Origin of the sequence: Natrinema gelatinilyticum (assembly GCF_024266705.1) — an archaeon.
In the GTDB taxonomy this organism is placed as follows: domain Archaea; phylum Halobacteriota; class Halobacteria; order Halobacteriales; family Natrialbaceae; genus Natrinema; species Natrinema gelatinilyticum.
In genome coordinates this window covers 3278240-3300976 of record NZ_CP100756.1, presented here as the reverse complement: position 1 = coordinate 3300976, position 22737 = coordinate 3278240, and the positions used below count along the sequence as shown (strand labels likewise).

Genomic DNA, 22737 nt, shown 5'->3' with positions numbered 1-22737 from the left:
GGTAGCGGTCGAAAAAGGGGATTAGCGGGCTGGTTCGACGTTCTGGTTCATCCGGAACAGGTTCTCCGGATCGTACTTCGTCTTGACCTCGACCAGCCGATCGTAGTTCTCCCCGTAGGCGAGGGTCTCTTCACCCTCGCGTTCGCTGATGAAGTTCACGTAGACGCCGCCGGTCGCGTACGGGGCCATCGCGTCGAAGAACTCCCGAGACCAGGTCATACACTCGTCGTCCATCGCCGGATCCTCCCAGCGCGTGTGGACGTTCATGCCGTATTCCGCGTCGCGATGCGGGAACGACGTCGCGTCCGCCGGGACCCGTCCCATCGCGCCGCCGAGCTGTCCGAAGAAGATTTCGGACAGCGGGGACGGGAGGTTCCGCGCGTATTCGACCACGGTATCGATGGCGTCGTCCGAGATTGCACGGAAGTTGTGTGACTTCCAGTAGTTCCGGGCGCCCTCGGTGAGGAGCGGATCGAACGCTTGCTGGAACGCCGTGTACTGGCGCGGACTGACGGTATCGGCGATCGGCACGCCGTATTCCCGAATCGGAGCAAGCACCTCTTCGCCTTCGGCGATGTCCCCGGCGTAGAACGGGACCACGACGATCACGTCTTCACCGTGGATGGATTCGGGAAGGAACGGGAGGGGCGGTGCCTTGCGTAAGACGACCCAGACGGTCGACTCGTCCGGTGCAGTCTCGTTGAAGTCTCGCACGTGCCGGAGGACGGCCGGCGCGTCCGCGCCACGATAGACGACCATCCCCGCGAGCACCTCGGGACCGACCTCGTAGAGGCCGAACTCGAACGACGTGACGACGCCGAAGTTGCCGCCCCCGCCGCGGACCGCCCAGAAGAGATCGGGGTTCTCGTCCTCGCTCGCGTGTCGCAGTTCGCCGTTCGCGGTGACGATGTCGACGGAGCGCAGGTTATCCACGGTCAATCCGTACTTGCGAGTGATCCAGCCGAACCCGCCACCGAGCGTGAGCCCCGCGACGCCGGTCGTCGAGTTGATCCCGAGCGGCGTCGCCAGCCCGAAAGCCTGCGCCTCGTGGTCGAAGTCCGCGAGGGTCGCTCCCGGCTCGACGCGAGCCGTCCGTTCCTCCGGATCGACGCGGACCGACCGCATCGCCGAGAGATCGAGCATCAGCCCGTCGTCGCAGACCGCGTTCCCCGCGATGTTGTGTCCAGCGCCGCGGATCGCGAGCAACATGTCGTGCTCGCGGGCGAAGGTCACCGCCGCGATCACGTCCGAAACACCCATCGCTCGCACGATGAGCGCCGGTCGTCGGTCGATCATGCCGTTCCAGATCGCTCGGGCGTCGTCGTAACCGAGATCACCCGGGCGAAGTAACTCGCCATGGAGTCCCTCGCCGAGACCGTCAATTGCACCGTCGTCTACTGGTGTAGTAGTCACTGACATTGTCCTTCACAATTCCTACGCCTCGCTCGAGCTTATATTTTCACATAATTAACAATTATAGTAGCTCTGGCGGACGAGAGAGACTCGAGAACTGGCGCGTCAGTGCATGGCTCAACCGGACAGAACTGATGCGTCCCCCGGCCATTTGCCGCTGTCGTAATACGAACGACTGGCGCGGTATCGGACATATCTATCCGGTTGATCATCGTGTTAGATAGACTACTATTTTATCCCCACCGAGTGCCTACCGTGGGGTATGGGAACAGTACACCGACAAGAAAGCGAAGCGGCGTTCCACGACCTGCCGAGCGATGACGTTCGGTCCTTCGTCGCCAAATTTCGCGGCGACGTGGTATCTCCATCCGACGAGGAGTACGACGCCGCTCGAGCGATCTGGAACGGTATGATCGACCGGTATCCGGCGCTCGTCGCGCGCTGTGCCGGCGTCGCCGACGTCGTCGCGGCGGTGACCTTCGCCCGCGAACACGACCTGCCGCTCGCCGTGCGGGGTGGCGGGCACAACGTGGCCGGGACGGCCGTCTGCGACGGCGGGATCGTGATCGATCTCACGGAGATGAATGGCGTCCGAGTCAACCGCGAGGCAGGGACCGTCTACGCCGAAGGTGGTGCGACGCTGGGCGACGTCGACCGTGAAACGCAGTTGTTCGGGCTGGCGACGGCCCTCGGGGCAGTGTCGCAGACGGGGATCGCCGGACTGACACTCAATGGCGGCTACGGGCACCTGAGCCGAGAGTACGGACTGGCGCTGGACAATTTGATCAGCGTCGACATCGTGACGGCAGACGGGAAGATACGCACCGCCAGCGAAGCGCGGAACGAGGACCTGTTCTGGGCGGTCCGCGGCGGGGGCGGCAACTTCGGTGTCGTCACCGGCTTCGAGTACGCCCTCCACGCGGTGGGCCCCCAGGTGTACGCGTTCTTCACCTGGTTCCACGCCGACGACGCTGACGTGGCGCTGGCGGCCTTCCGGCAGTGGACCGAGACCGCGCCGCGAGACGCGGGCGTCCTCGCGTTCACCGCCCACGTCCCCGAACTCGAGGAGTTCCCCGAGGAGACGTGGGACGAACCGGCGATCGCGTTCCTCGGTTCCGCCCGCGGCGAGTCGGCTACCGACGGCGAGGTCTTCGAATCGCTTCGTGCGGTCGCGACGCCTATCGCCGACATGAGCGGGCCGATGGCCTACGTCGACCTCCAGTCGATGCTCGACGAGGACTACCCGGACGGACTGCGGTACTACTGGAAGTCGATCTTCCTCGACGAACTCACCGACGAGGTCTTCGACCTCATGGTTCGGTACAACGACTCGACCCCGTCAGCACTGTCGACGATCGACTGCTGGCACCTCGGTGACGCGGTCGCCGACGTTCCGCAGGACTCGACCGCGTATTGGCACCGGGACCAGCCGTACATGCTCACCGTCGAGGCGAACTGGGAGGAGCCCGATGACGACGACGCGAACGTGAACTGGGCCCGCGAGGTGTTCGCCGACGTTCAGGCGCTGCCGGTCGCCTCTGGCCGCTACGGCAACTTCCCGGGGCTGAACGAAGACCCCGTGAAACTGCTCTACGGCGACAACTACGACCGGCTGGTCGAGGTCAAAACGAAGTACGACCCGGAGAACCTGTTCCAGACGAATGCTAACGTTCCGCCACGATCCGGGGCCGACTGATGGACCAACCCTCGTCGACCGAGACCGCTGAAACCGCCGCGGATCCAGAGACGTCAGCGGTCGAGACCCGCAACGAGCGACTCGTTCGGGACTACTTCGCGGCCGTCTGGAACGGCGGCGACCTCGAGGCGTTCGACACTGACGCGGTGAGTGACGACTACGTACTCCACCACGGAACGGACGACGTGTATACGGTCGACGAACTGCGGACGGCATGGGCCGACTGGTACGAGGCGTTTCCGGACCTGCAAAACGAGATCGAGGACGTGATCGCGACGGCCGACCGGGTCGTCGTGCGATACCGATTTTCGGGGACCCACCGGGCAACGGTTTTCGGCGTTCCAGCGACGGGGATCGAAGTCGAAACGGCCGGAATTGTCGTTTTCAGTGTCGAGGGCGCCCAGCTATCGGAAGCATGGGCGCTCGACGACGTAGACGGACTCCGCTCACAGCTCGGTGCTCGACGAGTCGTCGCAGACCAATCAGACTCGTGACACCAAGTTCCACGCGGCCGAAAGCGATTAAGTAGCCCCGCTCGAGAGTTGTGCGTATGGTAACCTTCCTCTCCGGGGGAACTGGGACGCCGAAGCTACTCGACGGTGTAGCCGCCGCGTTCTCGCCGGAGGAAACCACGGTCATCGCCAATACGGGCGACGACGTCGAACTCGGCGGACTCATTGTCTCGCCGGACGTCGATACGCTGCTGTTCCAGGGTGGTGGTGTTCTCGATCGCGAGACGTGGTGGGGAATCGACGGTGACACGCACCGAACCAACTCGGCGCTGATGGACATCGCAGAGTCCGCGGGGCTCTCGAAGGGGCCGAAATACCTCCCCAAAGAGAAGCAGACCGACGGTCGGCAAATCGCAAACTGGCGGCGGTTCTCCGGGGTCGCGGAGTTCATGACGATCGGGGACCGCGACCGAGCGATCCACATCTCACGAACGAGTCTCCTCGACGAGGGCCAGACGCTTAGCGAGGTGACTCAGCAACTGGCCGGCGCCTTCGGGCTGACGATCGACTTGCTTCCGATGAGCAACGATCCCGTCGCCAGCCTCGTCCACACGGATCGGGGACTCATGCACTTTCAGGAATACTGGGTCGCACATAACGGCGAACCGACCGTCAACACCGTCGAATTCCGCGGTTCATCGAAGGCCGAGCCCGCACCGGGCGTCCTCGACGCCCTCCAGGACACCGTCGTCATCGGCCCCTCGAACCCGGTCACCAGTATCGGGCCGATTCTCGCGCTGCCGGGCGTGGCGAACGCACTCGCCCAAACGACCGTCGTTGCCGTCTCGCCGTTCCTCGGCGACAGCGCCTTCTCAGGACCCGCGGAGAGCCTCATGGAAGCCGTCAACGCCGACCCGAGCACCGAGGGACTGGCCACCGCGTACCCATTCGCTGACGCATTCGTGATCGACACGACCGACGACGCCAACTTCAACCGGCCGACGATCCGAACTAATATCGAAATTAACTCACGCGAAGACGCTAACCGCGTGATACGCGCGATCAGGAACGCGATCGAGCGCGTCCGCTGAACGATGCCCGGATCAGTGTCGTTTACACCGGCGCTCGCCCTCGCGAGCCTCAGTGGCGAAGCGGACGCCGATTGGGCGCGGGCCGGGGCGGAGTACGCGGGTGCCGCGTTCCTCGGGGGGATCGCCCTCGACGCGGATTCCAGGGCGGCAGCACGCCGACTCGTCGAACGTGACAGAACCGAGTTCCTCCCGGCCGACCCGATCCCCTTTCTCGATCGCCAGTTCGCGGCGCTGGCAGACGTTCCGATTCAGCCGGCGTTCAACGTCCGGAGCGCGACCATCGATCCGATCGCCGACGCTGCCCGCATCTGCCGGGACTACGATGCCTATCTCGAGATCAACGCCCACTGCCGGCAGAACGAACTCTGTACCGTCGGCTGCGGCGAGGCGCTCCTGAGGGACGACGCTCGTCTCGCAGACTACGTCGACCGGGCGGCCGACACTGGCGTTACGGTCGGCGTCAAGGTCCGTGCGGAAGTGCCGGGCGTCGACCTGGCGACGCTCACTCGAGACCTCGAAGCCGCGGGTGCCGACTTCGTCCACGTCGATGCGATGGATACCGAGTCGGTGATCGCCGAAGTAGTCGAGGCGACCGACCTCTTCGTCATCGCCAACAACGGCGTTCGCGACGAGAACACCGTTCGCGAGTATCTCGAGTACGGTGCCGACGCAGTCAGCGTCGGTCGTCCGAGCGACAACCCCGCGGTCCTCGAGCGAGTCGCCGCCGCGGTCGATCGACTGGGCGACCTCGAGACGGCTCGATACCCCCGCTCATCGGACGCGCGAATTCGGTAGCGGCTTCCAAGCATCTCGAGAGAATCGTATCCTCGACCGCCGGAACCGATCGTTTTATCGTATTGGTCCCTCACAGCCAAATTACTGGACTATAGTTCCTATGAACGATCCGATCGACATCCTGTTGGTGGAACCAAACCCCGGGGATACACGCCTCTTTACGGAATCGTTCGACGAAGCAAACCTCACGAATAGCATCGCCACCGTCTCCGACGGGGACGCGGCACTCGATTTCGTGTATCAACGCGGAGACTACGAGGACGCTGTCGATCCAGATCTCGTTCTACTCGAACCTCAGCTACCCGGAAAAAGCGGCATCGAAGTGCTTTCCGAACTGAAAAACGAGCCGGCGTTTCAGGACCTTCCCGTCGTCGTCCTCACGAGTTCTGACGTGGGAGAAGAAATCGTCAAGTCACACGGCATCGACGCCGATTATTACAGCCGGAAGCCGGTCGACCCCAAAGATTTCCTCGAATTCGTCCAGGAAATCGAGGAGTTTTGGCTCACGATCGTTCAAGGGGAATCGGCGGACAACTGACCGTCCGATGGGCCCGACTGCACACCGGGTAATTCGACTCGTTCGGGATCCCCTCGTGGAACAGGAACCCGTCCCTGCAACCCCCCGAAATCGGACGGGCCCGGTCAGCTACAGCGGTGCGCCGACCAACACGAGCTTTGCCCGCTCGTCCCCACGGTTGCGTATCTGGCGCGTCTCCTCGGAATCGAGCCGGATCGCGTCGTCCGCCTCGAGCGTCACCGTCTCGTCCGAATCGGGCAGTTCGATATCGACCGTACCCGCGACGACGAAGTACACCTCCTCTTGACCGGTGTGGGTCTCGTCGTGTTCTTTTCCCTTCCCTTCGGGTTCGAGTTCGAGCACTGAGACGCCGAGGTCAGTCGTCTCGAGTTCTTCCTTGAGGAACCACATGCCGCCCCATTCCTCCGGGACGACGGATTCGGGGTCGGTTTTGGCTGCGGTATCGTAGCCCATACTGGATGGTGTTCGGTTGAGATATTAAATCGACGGGATGGCGAACTCGATCGCCGTCCCACGGCCTGTGGCGAACCGCCGACCAGTGAGTACCGACTGCTGCTCACCGACGATTGTCCGCGGAGCGGCGACGGCCGACCGTCGGCGGTCGGGTTCCGATCGCGACGACCGCCAACCCCTACCCCTAAGCCACCCCGGCACGCAGCGAGACGTATGCGATCGCCGGAAGCGAACGCGGAACTGGCACTCCTCCTCGAGGTGGCGGGAACGCCGAAGCCTGGCAACGTCGACCGCCATCGCGACCTACCGGACCTGCGGTTTGACCACTTTCTCGCGGGGGCGGTGGGGGCGCGCGACGGACTCGAGTTAGCGGCTAACGGGGCGGCGATCGGCCCTGCGTTCGAGCGGGCCGTCGAGGGGATGTCCGCCCAGAAGGGCGGGAACACGCAGTTCGGGTCGCTCTTGCTCCTCGTTCCACTCGTCAGGGCCGCTCGTGCGGAGGTGTCCCAACCAGTTGCGGAGGCCGTCGTCCGAGACACGACCGTCAGCGACGCAGCGGCGTTCTACCGCGCGTTCGAGTACGTCGACGTCGCGGTCCCCGACCCGCCGGCAGCAATGGCCGCGCTCGACGTCCGACGGGGGAAGGATGCGATCCCGGCGCTCGAGGAACGCGGACTGACGCTATATGACGTTCTGGACCGAAGCGTCCCGGGAGACGACGTCGCTCGCGAGTGGGTTCGAGGGTTCGACCGCTCGTTCGCCGCGGCAGAGCGACTCGCCGAGACAGACGGTTCGGTCTCGAATCGGACCGCCGCGGTGTTCCTCTCGCTGCTCGCCGAGCGGCCCGACACGCTCGTGACGACCCGCCACGATGGGGCGACCGCTCAAGCGGTGACCGACCGTGCAGCGGGCCTGATCGAGGAGGATGCACTCGAGACGAATCCAGCGGCCGTCGAGTCCTTCGCGGACGACCTCGTCGCACGCGGAATCAATCCGGGGACGACGGCGGACATCACCGCCGCGGGGCTGTTCATCGCGCTCGAACACGGGGCGATCGAGCCGTGAGCGACGACCGGGGCACGCAGTCGAGCGATCGCACTGGCCGCAGTGACAGCGACGGCGAGGGCGGATCGACCGGCGGTGATGACGAGGGGAAAGCCGCCACGTGGCCCGTCGCCCTCTCCGGCGTCACCGAAACGGTCGTGACGACGCTCGGTCCCAACGGGCTGTGGAACGCCGCCGCACTCGGCCTCCATGCTGGTGATCCCGTCACCGCACGGACGTGGGGCAACACACGAACCCGCCGAAACTTCCACCGACAGGGCGAGTGTTACATCCAGTTCGTCGACGATCCAGTCACGTTCGCAAACGCCGCGCTCTCGATCCTCGAATCCAGCGAACCGGTCCTCGAATCCGCCTGCGCCTGGTGCCGCGTCGCCGTCGAACGGGTCGACACCGGGACCGACGGTGGCACTGACTGGGAAGAATGGGCGCTTTGGCCCCTCCAGTCGCGGATCGAACGCGAGACGGTCCCGACGATCGATCGCGGGTTCGGGGCCGTCGTCGAGGCGACGGTCGCCGCGTCACGGCTCGATGTCGGCGACTACGACGAGGACGAACTCCGGGACCGGCTCGCGTACTACGCCTCGGTCGTCGACCGCGCCGGCGGGTCGCGCGAACGCGAGGCGCTCGAGCGCGTGCGCAAACACTCGTCGTGGTGAATCGCGGCTCCCTCGAGCCGCGACGGTCCCGTTTCGTCGGAGCACGGTATTGATCCGAAGGGTGAGAGGCGTATCGGCTCGTCTAGGCCGCGTGCCGAGTTTCGCACGTCCCGACAGTGCGGGCCGAGCGACACATTGACCGGCTCGACCGGATCGCCGTCGTCTCCCTATACGAGAAAAGATCCATCGCGGGTGAACAGTCTGGGCCGACACGGGACGAAGATTTTACCACTGGGCGTGGGAGTGCAAGAACGTCTGATGGCGGTCGATGCATCAAGCCAGCGCCCGGGGCTCGTCAATTCGTCCGACGAACGCCACGCCGATGGTCGCGGTCCCGGAGGTCGGTGAACGAGTGTCTATCCACGTCGACCTCGAACTCGTCGCACTCATCTCGGCGATCGTCGGATTCGGCGTTGTAGCCCAGTTTCTCGCGGCGAAATATCGCGTTCCGAGCGTCCTGTTTCTCATCGGCGCCGGCGTCGCGATCGGTCCCGAGGGTCTCGGCATCATCACGACCGATACGTTCGGGGGAGCGCTCTCGACCATCGTCGGAGTGAGCGTCGCGCTCATCGTCTTCGAAGGCTCGTTTCGGCTCGAGCTAGATCTCGTTCGAAACGCGCCGAGAGCGGTGGGACGGTTGATCACGATCGGTGCGGGCGTGTCGTTCTTCGGAACGGCCCTGGTCGTTCGGTTCCTGCTCGGTGCGAGCTGGGACATCGCGTTCCTCGTCGGTGCGTTACTCGTGGCTACAGGTCCGACGGTCATCACGCCGATTCTCGCCGTCGTTTCGGTCCGAGAGGAGGTCGCAACCGCCCTCGAGATCGAGGGGATCGTCAACGACGTCACCGCTGCGATTCTCGCGATCGTCCTCTTCAAAGCGATGACGGCCGTCGAACTCCAGCCGAGGGGGTACGTGTTCCTGTTCATCGAGCGACTCGGAATGGGGATCGTCACCGGCTTCGTGATCGCGGGCGTCGTCTGGTATCTCCTCACGCAGGTCGATCTCCCGGCCCAGGAAGTACCGCAGGCGGCGCGGCTTCTCACCTTCGCCGGAGCGATCCTGGCGTTCGCGATCGCTGACTCCGTGTTCTCGGAGGCCGGTATTGCGGCCGCAGCCACCGCAGGCTTCACGCTCGGAAACCTCGAGTTGCCACATCGGGACAGCATCCGTCGATTCAATCGAGACGTGACGCTGCTGGTTCTCTCGTTCGTGTTCATCGTCCTCGCTGCGCTGCTCGAGTTCTCCGAAATCCTCGCGCTGGGGCTCGCCGGACTCGCGGTAGTCGGGGTCGTGATGCTGGTGCTCCGACCGCTTTCCGTCTTCGTCTCGACGACTGGAGGCGGGTTTTCGTTCCGCGAACGGATGTTCATCAGCTTCGTCGGTCCCCGCGGGATCGTTCCCGCGTCGGTCGCGACCCTGTTCGCCATTCGCCTGCGGACGAGGACTCCACCGTCGGACCCCGCAGGGGCGGATCTCTTGCTCGGAACGGTCTTTCTCGTGATTCTCGTGTCGGACGTCCTCGAGGCAGGTCTCGCGAGACGAATTGAGCTCGCGCTCGGTGTCAGCCGACCCGACGACTGATGTCCGCGGCGCCATCCAGAAACCGCTACTCCGAAGGGCGGACCGTCTCGGGAACAGCGACCGCTGCGTTCGACGAGCAAACGCTCGGCCACTCGTCGGCGCCCATCAGTAGAAATGGTGCGTTATAAGAGTCTCTAGACGGAAATCCCTCCATGGCAATCAAACCGGCCTACGTCAAGAAGACCGGGAACCTCCTCCTGGAGCGGTACCCGGAGGCGTTCACGACCGACTTCGAACAGAACAAAGAAAGCGTCGAGAAACTCACGAACGTCGATTCCAAGGGCGTCCGAAATCGAATCGCTGGCTACGTGACCCGAAAGAAAGGCGCCGAAATACCCGCGTAAGTCGGTTTTTCTTCACGAACTGTCGTCCCGAACGATTGCGAGCCGCAGCGACACTCAGTCGGCAGAAATCGCTCGTCCTATCACCGACAGTGAACGTGCCGGGAAGCGCTCCGACCGATACTAGACTAGCGACGTGCTGAAAATAGCTCCGAACGGTACCTGCGGATCGCGTCGTCACTCGTCGAATCCGGGTTCCATGTAGGCGGCAATGACGAACGCGACGAGTGCGATACCCGCTCCGAACAGCATGCCGACCATTCCCGTCAAGATGTTCATCTGATACCCGATAACCGGCACGATCCCGTCGGTGTATCCTAACCAAGCGAAGAAAACGGCCAGCAATGCTGCGACTGCTGCGACAGCCACTGCGCCAATACTGAAATTCGTTTCGAACAGCCCCCGATCGCTCGTGTTCGTGGTCGAACTCGTCATCGGGACCACCTCTCTTCGGCGGCCTCGAGTCGGTCCTGTCGGTAGTGCATCGGCTTCTAGGTGCCACTCCCGTTTCTTAATATCTTCTATCCGGACGCAGTGAACTGGTATCGACAGCGCTCCGATACCCAGAGAATCGACGACCGACCGTCGCATCCGATACGTCGACGCGTCGAAACGCCACGACCAGGAGCGTTACCAGCAACTGTGCCATCGGGATGTCAGCTGGGACTCCGGCACCGAGACACTCACCACCGACATCCCCCACAGATAAATCCACAGGGCTTCGTCTCGAAACCCTGTAATTCCGCCGCTTGACATACGCTACCGAAAACCCAAACGGTTTTGCGGACACAACTCGGAGTGGCCGGAAATGGCAGTACGAGTAGGCGTTCTCGGTGCGACCGGGGCCGTTGGACAACGACTGATTCAATTGCTCGACCCGCACCCGGACTTCGAGATCGCAGCACTGACCGCGAGTGAATCGAGTGCCGGCAAGACGTATCGACAGGCCGCAAAGTGGCGCGTCGACAGCCCGATCCCTGACGACGTCGCCGACACCACCGTTACGGCGACCGACCCCGAGGAGGTCCCCGACGACATCGACCTCCTGTTCTCGTCGCTCCCCTCGAGCATCGGCGCGGAGGTCGAACCGCCGTTCTGCGAGGCCGGTTACGTCGTCTCCTCGAACTCCTCGAATGGTCGAATGGACGACGATGTCCCCCTCGTGATTCCCGAGGTGAACGCAGCCCACATCGACCTGCTCGAGGTGCAACGCGATCGCCGTGGCTGGGACGGCGCGATGGTCAAAAACCCCAATTGCTCGACGATCACGTTCGTCCCGACGCTCGCGGCCCTGGCCGACTACGGCCTCGAGAAGGTCCATGTCTCGACGCTACAGGCCGTCTCCGGCGCGGGATACGACGGCGTCAGTTCGATGGAAATTATCGACAACGCGATCCCCTACATCGGCAGCGAGGAAGAAAAGCTCGAGACCGAATCCCGCAAGCTTCTGGGCGACTTCGACGGCGCGTCGCTGTCGCTGAACAGCATGGCCGTCTCGGCCTCGTGCAATCGCATTCCGACGATCGATGGTCACCTCGAGAACGTCTGGGTCGAGACTGCAGAGGACCTCACCACCGACGAGGCGGCCGCCGCGATGGGCGAGTACCCATCGCTCGACCTTCGTTCATCACCCGATCCGCTCATCCACGTGTTCGACGAACCCGATCGTCCGCAACCGCGAATGGACCGCACGCTCGGCGACGGAATGGCCATCTCCGCGGGCGGTCTGCAAGAATCGCCGTTCGGCCTGCAGTACAACTGTCTCGCACACAATACGATCCGCGGTGCCGCCGGCGCGAGCGTGTTGAACGGCGAATTGCTCCTCGAGAACGGATACCTCTAGAACCGGTACCGTCGGTTTTTCATCGACTGGACGGTTCGACGGCGTCGTCCTCGAAAACCAGTGAAAGGGCGCGCCGGTAGACCAGCGCGAATATGACGACGAGTATTGAAATGTCGAGTGCGAGCAGTACCGGAGTATCCTCGACGAGCCAGTAGCCGAAGCGGGTCCCGCCGAGGACCGACAGCGGTGTACTCCCGCCGAGGGTAACCACCAACAGGCCGGCGAGTCCCTGGAGAACGCGTTCGTCCTCGGGAACGTACCGATACAACCCATACATGTGCAGGAGGCAGCCGACCACCAGCGCGGCCGATCCGTTGCGGGTGCCGTACGCGACCGCTTCCAGTTCGGTACTTGCGATGATCGTCAAATTCTATCCCTGTGATCGGGTGACGGAAGTCACGCGGGATAGGTGTAGTTGAACCTACATTAACCCGCTGGAACAGACGCGATTCATCTCCGCCATCCGGACAGGGTCCTCCTCGTGGGACCGTTTGCGGACCTCGAGTTCATCCCTCGCGGGGCAGTGCGACGACCGGAACCGACGCCCGCTTGACCAGTCGTCGCGCGACGTCGCCGGTGAGCAGTTCGGTGAACCGGGTTCCTTCGCGCGGTTCGAAGACCACCGCATCGACGGCGCGCTCCGACGCCGCGTCCATGATCGTTTCGACGACGTTCGTTCCGAAGAGGATGGCCGTCTCGACGGTCCCGGCCCGGCCCTCGAGTGGTCCACGCGCGCGCTCGAAAATCTCCCGTGCGTACTCCTCCCGCTGTTCGACGGAGGCCTTATCGGGTGCGCCGCCCGCTTTCTCGATCACGTTGACGACGAGCACCGTACTCGAGGGCTCGAGGTGCGGTGCCAGCGCGGTCGCGGTTTGCTCGCCGTCGTCCGGGTCGGCGACAGGGACGACGATCGTCCCGTCAAACGTGAGCGTCATCGCGGGTCCCCCGCTCGAGCGGGTGTGTCAGCAGGTGAACGTTCCATGCTTCAGATTCGGTGCAGGAGGCCAAAAAAGTGCGTCGGACGGCGAGCGAGGATCGGTAGGTGTCGGAGCGACTCGATCAGCCCCCGATCAGGACCCAAATCAGGGCAGCACCTGGTTTTCGAGATCGTCGACGTCTCCGTCGTCGAATCGACGGACGTTTTCGGCGACGATGTCGGCCAATCGATCGTAGTACTTCGGCGTGTGGCCGGCGTTGTGGGGGGTGATCTGGACGTTTCCGAGCGTCCAGAGCGGATGGCCCTCGGGCAACGGCTCTGGATCGGTCACGTCGAGCGAGGCGCCGCGGATCAAGTTCGAGCGCAACGCGTCGACGAGCGCATCGGTTTCGACGACCGGGCCGCGGGCGATGTTGACCAGCACAGCCTCGGGATTCATCGTGACGAACGCGTCGCCGTCGATCAGTCCTCTGGTCGTCGCCGTGAGCGGACAGGCGAGGACGAGGTAGTCCGTTCGCGCGAGCGCGTCGTCGAACGCGTCGTCTTCGAAGCCGACCACCTCGTCCGTCGGACCGCCCTTCTCTGGCGTGAAGCGGACGCCGATCGTCTCGACGCCGAACGGATCGAGGCGCTCACAGACCGCCGTTCCGATCGCACCGAGTCCGACGACGGTGACGGTCGAGCCCTGGAGTTCGTGGGCCTTGTAGTGGCGCCACTCGCGGCGGCGCTGCCGGCGCGCGCCGACGTGAAATCGCCGGGTGAAATGGAGGATCGCACCGAGAACGTGTTCGCCGATGTTCGGGCCGTGGACGCCAGATGCGTTCGTCACCGCGACGCCCCGCTCCTCGAGCGAGTCGAGCGGAAGGTGGCCGGTTCCCGCGTAAGCACAGGCGAAAACCTCGAGCGTCTCAGCGACGGCGAGGAGGTTCTCCTCGAGGGTCATCCCCGTCACGAAGCGAGCGGTTCGAATCGCCTCGCGCTCTTCGGCCGGAGTTCGTGCGAGGGAAACGGTGTGATCGGGGAGTCGGTCGCGGATCGCGTCGGCGTACTGTTCGATCGGGGTCCCGTGAGTGCCCTTCCGGAGTACGAGAACGTCCGGTGTGTCAGCGTCGCTCATGTCCATAAACTCGTACAGTGCGGTCAAAAGCGTTCGTCTCGCGGCAGCGCGACCGGTTCGCGTCGGTTCGCGATTCGTGTGCCGACCGAGCACCGAATTCAAAGCGACAGAGGGCTTGCCGAGGTGCTCCGGTCGACAACACTCGCTCCCGGAAGTGCCATATCCGTTGCCAACCGGCTCGCTCGAGCGCTTCGGTCGTCGGTCAACCGGCGCCCTGGAGTGCGGAGAGACTGCGGGTTCGTTTCCGATCGGACGGGCACGGTCCGCCGCACTACACTGGCGACCATCACCGGGTAGGGCGGGGACCGTGTCGACCAGCGTGGAATTCGCCTCGCAGTTTTTATAATGACTCAACGAGTCTCAACGGCGTATGGAACGCGTAGACGTCGCTGTCGTCGGCGGCGGCCCCGCTGGTGCGTCCGCAGCCGAGCAGGCTGCGGCCCACGGCGCCGAGACGGTCCTCTTCGAGCAGGGGGTGCCTCGAGAGGACCGCGAGGGAGTGGGGCCGGACTCGACCGATGCCGCAGGAATGCTCGATTATTGGATCGATATCATGGAGTTCGATTACCGCGAGATCCCAGACGAGGTCGTCCTCCAGGAACTCGAAGCGACGGAGTTCATCGGACCGAACAGTTCGGTCGAACTCCGGACGACGGGAATCGAGGCTAGCTACCCCAAATTCGGCTACACGTTCAACCGCACGCGGATGGACGACTGGCTCCACGAGCGCGCTGCCGACGCGGGAGCCGACCTGCAGGTCGGCACTGGCGTCAGGGACCTCGAGACGGACCTGCGAGCGACCGGATCCGCGGGGCCGACCCACACGCTGACGCTGTCGAACGGTGACGAACTCGAGGCACAGTACGTCGTCCTCGCCGATGGGCCACAGCGGCGAGTTACCCTCGACGCACTCGATCAGTTCACGGCCCCCGGCCGGAGCGTTTCGGACTACCTCTCGCCGCCGAACGCCAACCACATCGCCTATCAGGAGTATCGCGAGTTTCCAGAGGAGGTGTTCGAGGAGGATCGGCTCAAGTTCTGGTGGGGATACATGCCGGGCGAGACTGCCTACCCATGGATCTTCCCGAACGACGGCACCGTCGCACGCGTCGGCCTCACGATGCCCATCGGAATGACTCTCACAGACGTCGACAGTCCCGGATCCTACAAGCTACTGCGCCCCGAGGACGAGAAAATCCCCTCCGGTGCGGAGTACATCGACCGGCTTCTGGAGCAGGAGTACGGCGACGAGTACGACATCGAAGCGGACTTCCCGCGCGTCGAGGACCGCGGGAAATCGAAGGGGACCGAGACGTATCCCATTTCTTCGACGCGACCGATCGAGTCACCCGTCGGCGCGAACGTCGCCGTAGCCGGCGGCGCGATGGGAACGACGTCCGCGTTCCACGAAGGCGGCTACCACGTCGCTGTCCGAACCGGCAAAATCGCCGGCCGACTCGCCGGAACGGACTCGCTCGAGAACTACAACGACGTCTGGAAGCGCGCAGTCGGCGACGAGATCGGTCGAAACGTCGCCTTCGCGGATATCGTCGCTGACTACGGGCCCGACGACTGGGACTGGGCGTTCGAAACGGTCACCGATATGCAAGGCGGCAGTGGCGAGAACGTCCTGATCAACAGGCGATACAGCGCCGGGATCGACGCGACGAAGATCCTCGCGATGTACAAATGGCGGAAGTTCGGCTACCGCGACGGCCGCTACGTCCAGCTATCGGAAGACGAGTATTTCTACTAACGCACTGTAGTCTCCCCCTACCGCCGTTCGAGCGGCGATCCTTTTTCGGGCTCGATGTGGAAGCGGCGATATGGACGCTGGTGCATCCGGAGAACCACCCGACGAGACCGGTCTCCGGACCGATAGCGCGAGTCACCGGGTTCGAGGCGGACAACCGCCCGACGCGTCCGGCGACCACCGCAACCGTGGAGATCGCGACGATCACAATCACCACCGAAGCCGCTGGCCGTTGATCGCAGCCGCCGGAGCCGCGGGGCTCTACGCCGGCTTCGGGATCTACATCTTCGGTCGCGAAACCGACATCCTTCCCCCCGTGACCGGCGTTGCCCTCGCCGTCCTCGGAACGATCGTCCTGCTGGCCGGCGTGGCCGGCTGGGTCGATCAGGCGTTTCTGGCCTCCGCTCGAGACGCGCGGCCTGGGCCGACATCCCGTCGGTCGTACGTTTCGACGACGCTGCTCTTTCTCGCGACTGACGTTTCGACGTTCGGCGCGCTGTTCGTCTATTACTTCTTCGTCAGGATCGGAACGTGGCCACCGGAGGAGTTGCCGCCGCTGCTGGGTTCGCTCGTCGTCGTCAACACCGCTCTGCTCCTGACCAGCAGCGTCACCTTCCACTACGCTCACGAGGCGCTCGAGGGAGACAACCGCCGGCGCTTTCTCGGACTGCTCGGAACGACGCTCGCGCTCGGCATCATCTTCCTCGCCGGTCAGACCTACGAGTATTACGAGTTCATCACCGCGGAGGGGTTCACCCTCTCGAGCGGCGTCTTCGGGAGCGCCTTCTTCGGCCTGACCGGCCTCCACGGCCTCCACGTTACGCTCGGCGTCCTCGGGATCGCGATGCTCTGCTGGCGGGCGCTTCGAGGCCACTACAGGCCCGATCGTGACACGTCGATCGCGACCGTGTCGCTATACTGGCACTTCGTGGATTTCGTCTGGATCTTCCTCGTCGTCGTCCTCTACGTCGGCGCGTCCGTATCCGCGTGATGGCCGACGGCTCGGCCCGGTCGCACATCTCTATAGGCGGTCTTCGGTGTTGGGATCGGTCTCGAACACCTCGAGTATTGGCGGTTCGCAGTCACAGAACGTCGACTGGCCGAGCGGTAACAGACTACCGTCGGACAACACCTGGACGATACCAATCTCCCCGCACCGCTTGCACGTCGCCGCCGCTCGTTGTTTGTCATCGTAGGATCCCACTACAGTCACCTCGGGGCTCTACCCGTACCACGGCAAGCGGGAAAAACCCCAGGTCGGTTCCCTCGGTCGTTTTCGTCCCGGGTTCGTACCAGTGGAGCCGAGTCTCCGCGACGACCGGAACAGCCATTTATACCGCTCGGTCTCGGCAGGTAACGACGGATGTTTTTCCACGAACCAGAGCTCCAGTACGAGGTTACCGTCGAAGACCCAGATCCCCACTTCGCGAAACTCCTCCAGCAAGCGATCGGCGGCCAGGAGGGCGAGATGCGCGTCGCGCTCCAGTACATGTTTCAGGCCTGGCGCTCCCCCAGGAGCACGAGGAGTACCGCAACCTGTTGATGGAGACCGCTGCCGAAGAACTCGGTCACATCGAGATGCTGGCGTCGGCCGTCACGAAGAACCTCCGGGGTTCGCCGAAGAGCATCGACGAGGAAGCGAAGCAGACGGCGGACGCCGCGGCGTCGATAACTGGACAAAACGCTCGCCAATTCCTCTCGTCGGGACTCTCCGCGATGCCGGTCGACAGTAACGGCGTCCCCTTTACCGAGGCGTACATCGCCGCATCGGGCAATCTTGCCGGAGACCTCTACGCGAACGTGATGGCCGAATCGACCGGCCGTACCCTTGCAACGCGGCTCTGGGAGTACACCGACGACCCCGGCATGAAGGACATGCTCTCGTACCTCATCGCCCGGGACACCCAGCACCAGAACCAATGGCTTCAAGCCCTCGAGACGCTCGACGACCCCGTCCCGGTTCCCGCGATCTTCCCGCAAGAGGAGGAAAATCAGGAGTACAACTACACATTCATGTCGACCAGACGGGACGAGCGGTCGGATCCCGATCTGCCGTGGACCCAGGGTGACGCGCCGGACGGCAAGGGCCAGTTCTCCTACGCGCCCCAGCAACCGGGCGACCGGTCACTCGGTCCGTTCTCCGCGGATCCGTTCCTCGAAGCCGGCCAGTTTCCGGTAGATCGGCGGCGTCAGAACACCCACGATACCGACGAGGATCGCGACCGCGCCGATCGGAAACAGGAGCGGCTCGACCTCGAGACAGGAGTTCTGAGACGTGATCAGGACGTAGTAGGACTCGCCCTCGTACGCGATCACCACCCCGTCGAGCAGCGCCTCCCGGTTCGCGACGTCGCCCTCGATCGTCCCCTCCCTGAACGGGCTCTCGATCGCTTCCTCGAGGGCCCGTCGTTCGGCGGCCGTCAGCTCCTCTGCAGGGAGCCTGTCGACGGTTTCTGGGAGGCGGTCGTACTGGTCGACTGGCGTGGCCGAGATCGACGGCTCGCCACAGAGGCCGACTCGGTCCTGAACGACGACGTAGCCGCCGACGATCGAGAGGGGGAGTCCGACGGCGATCAAGAGAACGCCGAGAAAGGGTGCAGCGTAGGTCAGCAGCAACGATTCGGACTCGAGCGTCGGCTCGACCGGCCCCGTATCGTCGGCCACTTCTGGACCAGTCCGATCCCGAGGTGCGTCTTCGTCCGCGCTCATTCTCGATCGGTCTCCTCAGTCGACGGACGGCGCGTGCGACCGCCGAGGTACGTGATCGTGCCTGCGAGACCGAGGCCGTACAGCCAGTGGCCGAGCAACACGAAGACGAGATACGTGACCAGCTCGAGGCCTGTCTGACCGGTGTAAAACGCGATTGCGAACCCGGAGGCGATCACCGTCGCGTACCACAGACCCGTGACGAGGGTGAGTTCGCCGGGCAGATACTCTCCCAGTGAGAGAAACAGCAGGGACCAGACCGTCATCCCGCCGACGAGGAACAGCCCGTACCCGAGGGCGACGCTCGAGGGGAGCCCAACGAGTGTGGCGAGGTTGGCGAAAGACTCGAGATCGAACGCGCCGAGTATCACCGCGGCGAAGAGGACGCCCGACATAAGCATCGTGCCGACGAATCCGCCGGTCGCGCCTGCCCACGCATCGCTCGCGACGGTGCGTGCGACTGGAGCGATTCGGCCGTAGAGCGACGGGGGCCGAACTTCACGCGGGGGGACGTACGAGGGCCGAATTACCGCCGGTTCGCTCGGAGGAATACCGCGCTCGCGCTCGAGACGGTCCTCGAACCACTGCCACTCGGGCGTGAACTGTTCGGTCGCCTTCAGTTCCCACGGATCGCTGGTCTCGAGGGGTCTCCCCTGGAAGTACGACCAGAGCATGTTATACAGCCACATGAGGACGCTGATACCGATGATGAACGCGCCGACTGTGGCGACGACCTGCAGCCCCGAGTACCGCGGGGGGTAAGTCGCATAGCGGCGAGGAAGTTCCAGAAAGCCGAGTGCCAACAGCGTCATGAACGTGAGCGCGGAGCCGGCGACTAGCAGCGTCGACTGGAACAGCGCGAGCCGTCGGTCGTACATCCGACCGGTGATGAGCGGATACCAGTAGTAGCTCGCAGCGAACATCATGAGGGGGATAATCCCCATGAGGATGAGATGGAAGTGGCCGACGACGTAGTAGGTGCCGTGGTACATGATATCGACTGGAATGACGGCGAGAAAGATGCCGGTCACACCGCCGACGATGAACAGCCCGATCGAGCCGACGCAGAGTATCGTCGGCGCTGCGAGCCTGACGTCGCCGTTCCATATGGTGGTGATCCAGTTGAAGACCTTGATCGCGCTCGGGACGGCGATCGCGACCGAAGTAGCCATGAAACTCGCTCGAACGCGAGGATCGACGCCGGTCACGAACATGTGGTGTGCCCAGACGCTAAAGGAGAGAACGCCGATGGCGATCGTCGAGTAGACGATGAACTTGAATCCGAAGAGCTTTCGGCCGACGAATTTCGGGAGAATGAGGCTCATCAACCCGGTCGCGGGGAGAAAGATGATGTACACCTCTGGATGCCCCCAGAACCAGAAGAGATGCTGCCAGAGAATTGGGCCGCCGCCCTCGACGGCGAAGAACGTCGTTCCGAAGGTGCGATCGAATAGCAACATGAGCAGTGCCGTCCCGAGGAGGGGGAACGCAAAGAGGACGATAGCGCTCGTGACGAGCATGTTCCACGAGAAGATGTCGAGATTCGCCCAGCCGATCGACTCGTCTCGTTCGTAAATGACCGTGGTGATGAAGTTGATCGCCCCGATGGTTGTCGCGATGCCGCTCAGGTGGAGCCCGAGTATGAGGAAGTTCGTCTGTGGATTCGGCGCGAGCGATAGCGGCGGATACAGGTACCACCCGACCGCCGGCTCGCGTAACGCGAACAGCGCCGTCAGCCAGTCCGCCGGGACCACGAGCCCGAGTACTTTTCCCGTTACCTCGGCGATGATTCCCAGCCGTGCCAACAAGAGCGCAGGTGGCAACATCCAGAACCCGATCGCGTTGAGCCGCGGAAACGCCATGTCGTCGGCCCCGATCAACAACGGCAGGAAGTAGTTGCCAACCCCGAAGAACACCGGCGTGACGAAGAAGATGAGCATGGTCAGCCCGTGCATCGTGAACAGTTCGTTGTAGGTCTGTTCGGTCCAGAGGTTCGCTTCTGGCGTCAACAAGTGGGTCCTGATCATCATCGCGTCGATTCCGCCCCAGAGCGCGGCGACCGTCCCCAACGCGATATAGAGCAAGCCGATCTCGCGGTGATTCGTCGTTGTGGTCCACCGGATTGCCGCCGCCCTAGCGTCGGACAGACTGAACCGCCGGTCGCGGCCCGTCACATACCCGCCGTCCGGCGACGGATCGGCTCGCAACCGTCGCGCGACCACGACCGTCACGAGACCGCCGACGAGAATGCCGAGGAACAACACGACCTCTACGAGCGCACGGTCCATCGTCACCCGTCACCCCCGACCGATCGACCGCGCCGCTCGTCGCCGTGCATAGCGGTTGCCTCACCATCGACCTCAATAAAGATGAACTAACAGACCGGAGAGTGTCGCCACCTTTGATCCGTTTCTGCCCGATATCTGCAGCCTATAACCGATACGCATTCGTGACTGTTCAGATAAACATGCGGGCAGTATTTCACACGCGCCGCCCAATCCCCGCTCGATGCGTAGCCGCCGACGCACGATCGTGACGCTGCTCGTCTCGGCGCTCTCGAGTCTCCTCGCACTGACCGGCCCCGTCGTCGCACAATCGGCGAACCGCGAACTCATCGACGGGCTCGAGTACCAACTGCTCTACGTCGCACTGCCACTGACGCTGTTCGTCCTCCTGATCCTGATCTACGCGGCCGTCAAGTTCCACGACAACGACGATCCCCAACCGACCAGGGAAGATCCGGCCCTCGAGATCACCTGGACCGCCGCCACGGCGATTATCCTCCTGTTCGTCGGCCTCTCCGGATACAGCGTCCTCGTCAGTCCGTACGTGTCCCCGTCACAGGCGCTCGAGGGAGACGACCGGCCGCAGGGCGGATTCGAATCGTTCGAAGACCTCCCCGAGACCGACGACGAGGAGATATACGTCACCGGCTACCAGTGGGAGTGGCAAGCGACCTACCCCGGAGCCAACGTCACGACGGAGGACGAGATCGTAATCCCGGCCGACGAGAACGTGACGATCTGGCTCACGAGCGACGACGTTATTCACTCGCTTTTCGTGCCGGATCTGAGCGTCAAACAGGACGCATTCCCCGGCCGCTACACCCGGGCCCGAACTATCGCCTACGAGCCCGGACGCCACACGGCAGTCTGCGCCGAGTTCTGCGGGCCAGGCCACTCGCGAATGGAAGCCGAAGTCGTCGTCGTGGACCCCGAAACCTACGATCGGTGGCTCGAAGAGAACGAGGGCACCGTCACCACAGCCCCCACGCCCGGTTGAGAAAGACGGTCGCAGCCGAGAGAGGAGCTACAGAGTAGAAGAGTTAAGCGGACGACGCGCCTAGACAAACTGCGTGCCTTTAGTCCCCGTCCGAGCAGACCCATTCGGGTGCGATGACAGCACGGCGAACCCGGGCACGCGACAGCAATAGCCGAAGAACTCACTCGAGTTCTCCCGCCCGGCACGAGGGTTAGCCAGCCGACGCGGCACGCCGCCACGGGATGAGGCTGGACGTTAGTGTTCCGGGCGACAATCTACTCGTAGCAGCCCACCAAAGCTGCTGCTTACCCAGAATATTTGACTTGTTGAAATTCTCAATCGGTGATGGGATTTAGCGGTCGTGCTCGATGCAGATGAACTGCTCACCGTTGATGGTGAGATCCCATGCGAGTTCTGTCAGAAATCGACCAGCAGATGCGCGAGCGCACGCAGAACGCGAATTCGAACGGGTCGTAATCTCGGATGCTCCTCGATTCGACATTTTTGAACAATCTTGTTCGCCATGACCCCGACGCCAGTGACAAACGCGATGAATTGATCGACACTGAGACGCCTATCGCCATTTCGTCGCTCACTGTCTTCGAGATTGGAATGGGCCTGCGTGGAGATTCAAAGCGCTATATGCCAACATTCGAGCGTGTCATCGACCAGATCGACGAGGTCCCTCTGGGGTCTCAAGAGGCACAGCGTGCTCTCGACATTCAGCATAATCTCCTTGACCGTGGCGAGCCGATCGGGGCGGTCGATGTTCTGATCGCTGGGACTGCCGCTACGCTCTCTGATCCGACCGTCTTAACGCGCAACGGCGACGAGTTCGACCGTGTTGCCGCAATTGACGTAGAAACGTATTGAAACTAGAAACAAGACCGAAGGTGACAGTCCATTCCATACGACAGCTTATTATACATTCACGGTCATTGGGGACTATGAACATACTCAAGATTATTATGGAAACGGTCGAGGGGTACCTCGATGGCGGCGTCGACGAGGCGATATCGGAGGGAATCGAGGAGACCG

The 22737-nt window shown here is 63.3% G+C and carries 23 protein-coding genes and 1 pseudogene; 15 read left to right on the top strand and 9 right to left on the bottom strand.

Annotated features, from left to right (window positions below; all coding sequences use genetic code 11):
- Positions 1 to 21: 21 nt before the first annotated feature.
- Positions 22 to 1419, bottom strand: coding sequence for an FAD-binding oxidoreductase (locus NJU76_RS16180; RefSeq protein WP_254530389.1), 1398 nt, complete (start codon positions 1417 to 1419; stop codon positions 22 to 24).
- Between the two features lie 256 nt (positions 1420 to 1675).
- Here NJU76_RS16180 and NJU76_RS16175 point away from each other — a divergent pair, with 256 nt between their 5' ends.
- From NJU76_RS16175 to NJU76_RS16155, 5 genes are all read left to right on the top strand, one after another.
- On the top strand, positions 1676 to 3109 hold the full coding sequence (locus tag NJU76_RS16175; RefSeq protein WP_254530388.1) for an FAD-binding oxidoreductase: 1434 nt from the start codon (positions 1676 to 1678) through the stop codon (positions 3107 to 3109).
- Positions 3109 to 3603, top strand: a complete 495-nt coding sequence (locus NJU76_RS16170; RefSeq protein WP_254530387.1) for an ester cyclase — start codon at positions 3109 to 3111, stop codon at positions 3601 to 3603. Before NJU76_RS16175 ends, NJU76_RS16170 begins: the two co-directional genes overlap by 1 nt.
- Positions 3604 to 3659: 56 nt before the next feature.
- Entirely contained in the window at positions 3660 to 4652 is a 993-nt protein-coding gene (cofD, locus tag NJU76_RS16165; protein WP_254530386.1) for a 2-phospho-L-lactate transferase, read from the top strand.
- A 3-nt stretch (positions 4653 to 4655) separates the two neighbouring features.
- The gene (locus NJU76_RS16160) at positions 4656 to 5447 is read left to right on the top strand and encodes a tRNA-dihydrouridine synthase (protein WP_254530385.1); all 792 of its coding nucleotides are present in this window, start codon (positions 4656 to 4658) and stop codon (positions 5445 to 5447) included.
- A gap of 100 nt (positions 5448 to 5547) precedes the next feature.
- Entirely contained in the window at positions 5548 to 5985 is a 438-nt protein-coding gene (locus tag NJU76_RS16155; RefSeq protein WP_254530384.1) for a response regulator, read from the top strand.
- A 108-nt stretch (positions 5986 to 6093) separates the two neighbouring features.
- On the opposite strand, the gene NJU76_RS16150 is transcribed toward NJU76_RS16155, so the two are convergent.
- Complete coding sequence (locus NJU76_RS16150) at positions 6094 to 6438, bottom strand: cupin domain-containing protein (protein ID WP_254530383.1); 345 nt, start codon at positions 6436 to 6438, stop codon at positions 6094 to 6096.
- A gap of 213 nt (positions 6439 to 6651) precedes the next feature.
- On the opposite strand from NJU76_RS16150, the gene NJU76_RS16145 reads away from it, so the two are divergent.
- The 4 genes from NJU76_RS16145 to NJU76_RS16130 all read left to right on the top strand — a co-directional run bounded on the left by NJU76_RS16145 (position 6652) and on the right by NJU76_RS16130 (position 10085).
- Positions 6652 to 7503, top strand: coding sequence for a triphosphoribosyl-dephospho-CoA synthase (locus tag NJU76_RS16145; RefSeq protein ID WP_254530382.1), 852 nt, complete (start codon positions 6652 to 6654; stop codon positions 7501 to 7503).
- Positions 7500 to 8159, top strand: a complete 660-nt coding sequence (locus NJU76_RS16140; RefSeq protein WP_425604283.1) for a DUF447 domain-containing protein — start codon at positions 7500 to 7502, stop codon at positions 8157 to 8159. Before NJU76_RS16145 ends, NJU76_RS16140 begins: the two co-directional genes overlap by 4 nt.
- 352 nt (positions 8160 to 8511) lie before the next feature.
- Positions 8512 to 9741: a cation:proton antiporter gene (locus NJU76_RS16135; protein ID WP_345781935.1), complete on the top strand. Its 1230-nt coding sequence runs from the start codon at positions 8512 to 8514 to the stop codon at positions 9739 to 9741.
- A gap of 152 nt (positions 9742 to 9893) precedes the next feature.
- Entirely contained in the window at positions 9894 to 10085 is a 192-nt protein-coding gene (locus NJU76_RS16130; protein ID WP_254530381.1) for a 30S ribosomal protein S17e, read from the top strand.
- Positions 10086 to 10259: 174 nt separating this feature from the next.
- Here the strand turns inward: NJU76_RS16130 and NJU76_RS16125 are convergent, their stop codons facing one another.
- A complete protein-coding gene (locus NJU76_RS16125; RefSeq protein ID WP_254532489.1) occupies positions 10260 to 10526 on the bottom strand; it encodes a hypothetical protein in 267 nt (88 codons plus the stop codon).
- Between the two features lie 364 nt (positions 10527 to 10890).
- Here NJU76_RS16125 and asd point away from each other — a divergent pair, with 364 nt between their 5' ends.
- Positions 10891 to 11925, top strand: coding sequence for an aspartate-semialdehyde dehydrogenase (gene asd / locus NJU76_RS16120; protein WP_254530380.1), 1035 nt, complete (start codon positions 10891 to 10893; stop codon positions 11923 to 11925).
- A gap of 19 nt (positions 11926 to 11944) precedes the next feature.
- On the opposite strand, the gene NJU76_RS16115 is transcribed toward asd, so the two are convergent.
- The 3 genes from NJU76_RS16115 to NJU76_RS16105 form a co-directional block, all read right to left on the bottom strand.
- A complete protein-coding gene (locus tag NJU76_RS16115) occupies positions 11945 to 12292 on the bottom strand; it encodes a hypothetical protein (protein ID WP_254530379.1) in 348 nt (115 codons plus the stop codon).
- Positions 12293 to 12431: 139 nt separating this feature from the next.
- Entirely contained in the window at positions 12432 to 12860 is a 429-nt protein-coding gene (locus NJU76_RS16110; RefSeq protein WP_254530378.1) for a universal stress protein, read from the bottom strand.
- A 147-nt stretch (positions 12861 to 13007) separates the two neighbouring features.
- Positions 13008 to 13979, bottom strand: a complete 972-nt coding sequence (locus NJU76_RS16105; protein ID WP_254530377.1) for a D-2-hydroxyacid dehydrogenase — start codon at positions 13977 to 13979, stop codon at positions 13008 to 13010.
- Positions 13980 to 14349: 370 nt separating this feature from the next.
- Between NJU76_RS16105 and NJU76_RS16100 the strand changes: the two genes are divergently transcribed.
- Positions 14350 to 15735: an NAD(P)/FAD-dependent oxidoreductase gene (locus NJU76_RS16100; protein ID WP_254530376.1), complete on the top strand. Its 1386-nt coding sequence runs from the start codon at positions 14350 to 14352 to the stop codon at positions 15733 to 15735.
- A 70-nt stretch (positions 15736 to 15805) separates the two neighbouring features.
- Positions 15806 to 16723, top strand: coding sequence for a cytochrome c oxidase subunit 3 (locus NJU76_RS16095; protein ID WP_254530375.1), 918 nt, complete (start codon positions 15806 to 15808; stop codon positions 16721 to 16723).
- A 30-nt stretch (positions 16724 to 16753) separates the two neighbouring features.
- Here NJU76_RS16095 and NJU76_RS16090 read toward each other — a convergent pair whose 3' ends face one another.
- Positions 16754 to 16936 carry a hypothetical protein gene (locus NJU76_RS16090; RefSeq protein ID WP_254530374.1) on the bottom strand — a complete coding sequence of 61 codons (183 nt, stop codon included), beginning with the start codon at positions 16934 to 16936 and terminating at the stop codon, positions 16754 to 16756.
- A gap of 159 nt (positions 16937 to 17095) precedes the next feature.
- Between NJU76_RS16090 and NJU76_RS16085 the strand changes: the two are divergent.
- A pseudogene (locus NJU76_RS16085) lies at positions 17096 to 17883 on the top strand (manganese catalase family protein); the annotation flags it as partial.
- Here NJU76_RS16085 and NJU76_RS16080 read toward each other — a convergent pair.
- Together NJU76_RS16080 and NJU76_RS16075 are read right to left on the bottom strand one after the other, a co-directional pair.
- Entirely contained in the window at positions 17857 to 18441 is a 585-nt protein-coding gene (locus NJU76_RS16080; protein ID WP_254532487.1) for a DUF7979 domain-containing protein, read from the bottom strand. The pseudogene NJU76_RS16085 and the gene NJU76_RS16080 sit on opposite strands and share 27 nt — an antisense overlap.
- On the bottom strand, positions 18438 to 20726 hold the full coding sequence (locus tag NJU76_RS16075; protein WP_254530373.1) for a DUF6789 family protein: 2289 nt from the start codon (positions 20724 to 20726) through the stop codon (positions 18438 to 18440). The genes NJU76_RS16080 and NJU76_RS16075 overlap by 4 nt, the downstream gene beginning before the upstream one ends.
- Positions 20727 to 20946: 220 nt before the next feature.
- Between NJU76_RS16075 and coxB the strand changes: the two genes are divergently transcribed.
- Together coxB and NJU76_RS16065 are read left to right on the top strand one after the other, a co-directional pair.
- Positions 20947 to 21720, top strand: a complete 774-nt coding sequence (coxB, locus tag NJU76_RS16070; protein WP_254530372.1) for a cytochrome c oxidase subunit II — start codon at positions 20947 to 20949, stop codon at positions 21718 to 21720.
- A gap of 462 nt (positions 21721 to 22182) precedes the next feature.
- The gene (locus NJU76_RS16065) at positions 22183 to 22572 is read left to right on the top strand and encodes a PIN domain-containing protein (protein ID WP_254530371.1); all 390 of its coding nucleotides are present in this window, start codon (positions 22183 to 22185) and stop codon (positions 22570 to 22572) included.
- Positions 22573 to 22737: the final 165 nt, after the last annotated feature.

What these genes read in the sequence shown, in the direction of transcription:
- asd (WP_254530380.1), top strand. Translation starts at nt 10,891, where the DNA reads ATGGCAGTACGAGTAGGCGTTCTCGGTGCGACCGGGGCCGTTGGACAA.
- NJU76_RS16075 (WP_254530373.1), bottom strand. Translation starts at nt 20,726, where the DNA reads ATGGACCGTGCGCTCGTAGAGGTCGTGTTGTTCCTCGGCATTCTCGTC.
- NJU76_RS16160 (WP_254530385.1), top strand. Translation starts at nt 4,656, where the DNA reads ATGCCCGGATCAGTGTCGTTTACACCGGCGCTCGCCCTCGCGAGCCTC.
- coxB (WP_254530372.1), top strand. Translation starts at nt 20,947, where the DNA reads ATGCGTAGCCGCCGACGCACGATCGTGACGCTGCTCGTCTCGGCGCTC.
- NJU76_RS16105 (WP_254530377.1), bottom strand. Translation starts at nt 13,979, where the DNA reads ATGAGCGACGCTGACACACCGGACGTTCTCGTACTCCGGAAGGGCACT.
- NJU76_RS16180 (WP_254530389.1), bottom strand. Translation starts at nt 1,419, where the DNA reads ATGTCAGTGACTACTACACCAGTAGACGACGGTGCAATTGACGGTCTC.
- NJU76_RS16100 (WP_254530376.1), top strand. Translation starts at nt 14,350, where the DNA reads ATGGAACGCGTAGACGTCGCTGTCGTCGGCGGCGGCCCCGCTGGTGCG.
- NJU76_RS16150 (WP_254530383.1), bottom strand. Translation starts at nt 6,438, where the DNA reads ATGGGCTACGATACCGCAGCCAAAACCGACCCCGAATCCGTCGTCCCG.
- NJU76_RS16065 (WP_254530371.1), top strand. Translation starts at nt 22,183, where the DNA reads ATGCTCCTCGATTCGACATTTTTGAACAATCTTGTTCGCCATGACCCC.
- NJU76_RS16080 (WP_254532487.1), bottom strand. Translation starts at nt 18,441, where the DNA reads ATGAGCGCGGACGAAGACGCACCTCGGGATCGGACTGGTCCAGAAGTG.
- NJU76_RS16110 (WP_254530378.1), bottom strand. Translation starts at nt 12,860, where the DNA reads ATGACGCTCACGTTTGACGGGACGATCGTCGTCCCTGTCGCCGACCCG.
- NJU76_RS16170 (WP_254530387.1), top strand. Translation starts at nt 3,109, where the DNA reads ATGGACCAACCCTCGTCGACCGAGACCGCTGAAACCGCCGCGGATCCA.
- NJU76_RS16145 (WP_254530382.1), top strand. Translation starts at nt 6,652, where the DNA reads ATGCGATCGCCGGAAGCGAACGCGGAACTGGCACTCCTCCTCGAGGTG.
- NJU76_RS16130 (WP_254530381.1), top strand. Translation starts at nt 9,894, where the DNA reads ATGGCAATCAAACCGGCCTACGTCAAGAAGACCGGGAACCTCCTCCTG.
- NJU76_RS16155 (WP_254530384.1), top strand. Translation starts at nt 5,548, where the DNA reads ATGAACGATCCGATCGACATCCTGTTGGTGGAACCAAACCCCGGGGAT.
- cofD (WP_254530386.1), top strand. Translation starts at nt 3,660, where the DNA reads ATGGTAACCTTCCTCTCCGGGGGAACTGGGACGCCGAAGCTACTCGAC.
- NJU76_RS16175 (WP_254530388.1), top strand. Translation starts at nt 1,676, where the DNA reads ATGGGAACAGTACACCGACAAGAAAGCGAAGCGGCGTTCCACGACCTG.
- NJU76_RS16095 (WP_254530375.1), top strand. Translation starts at nt 15,806, where the DNA reads ATGGACGCTGGTGCATCCGGAGAACCACCCGACGAGACCGGTCTCCGG.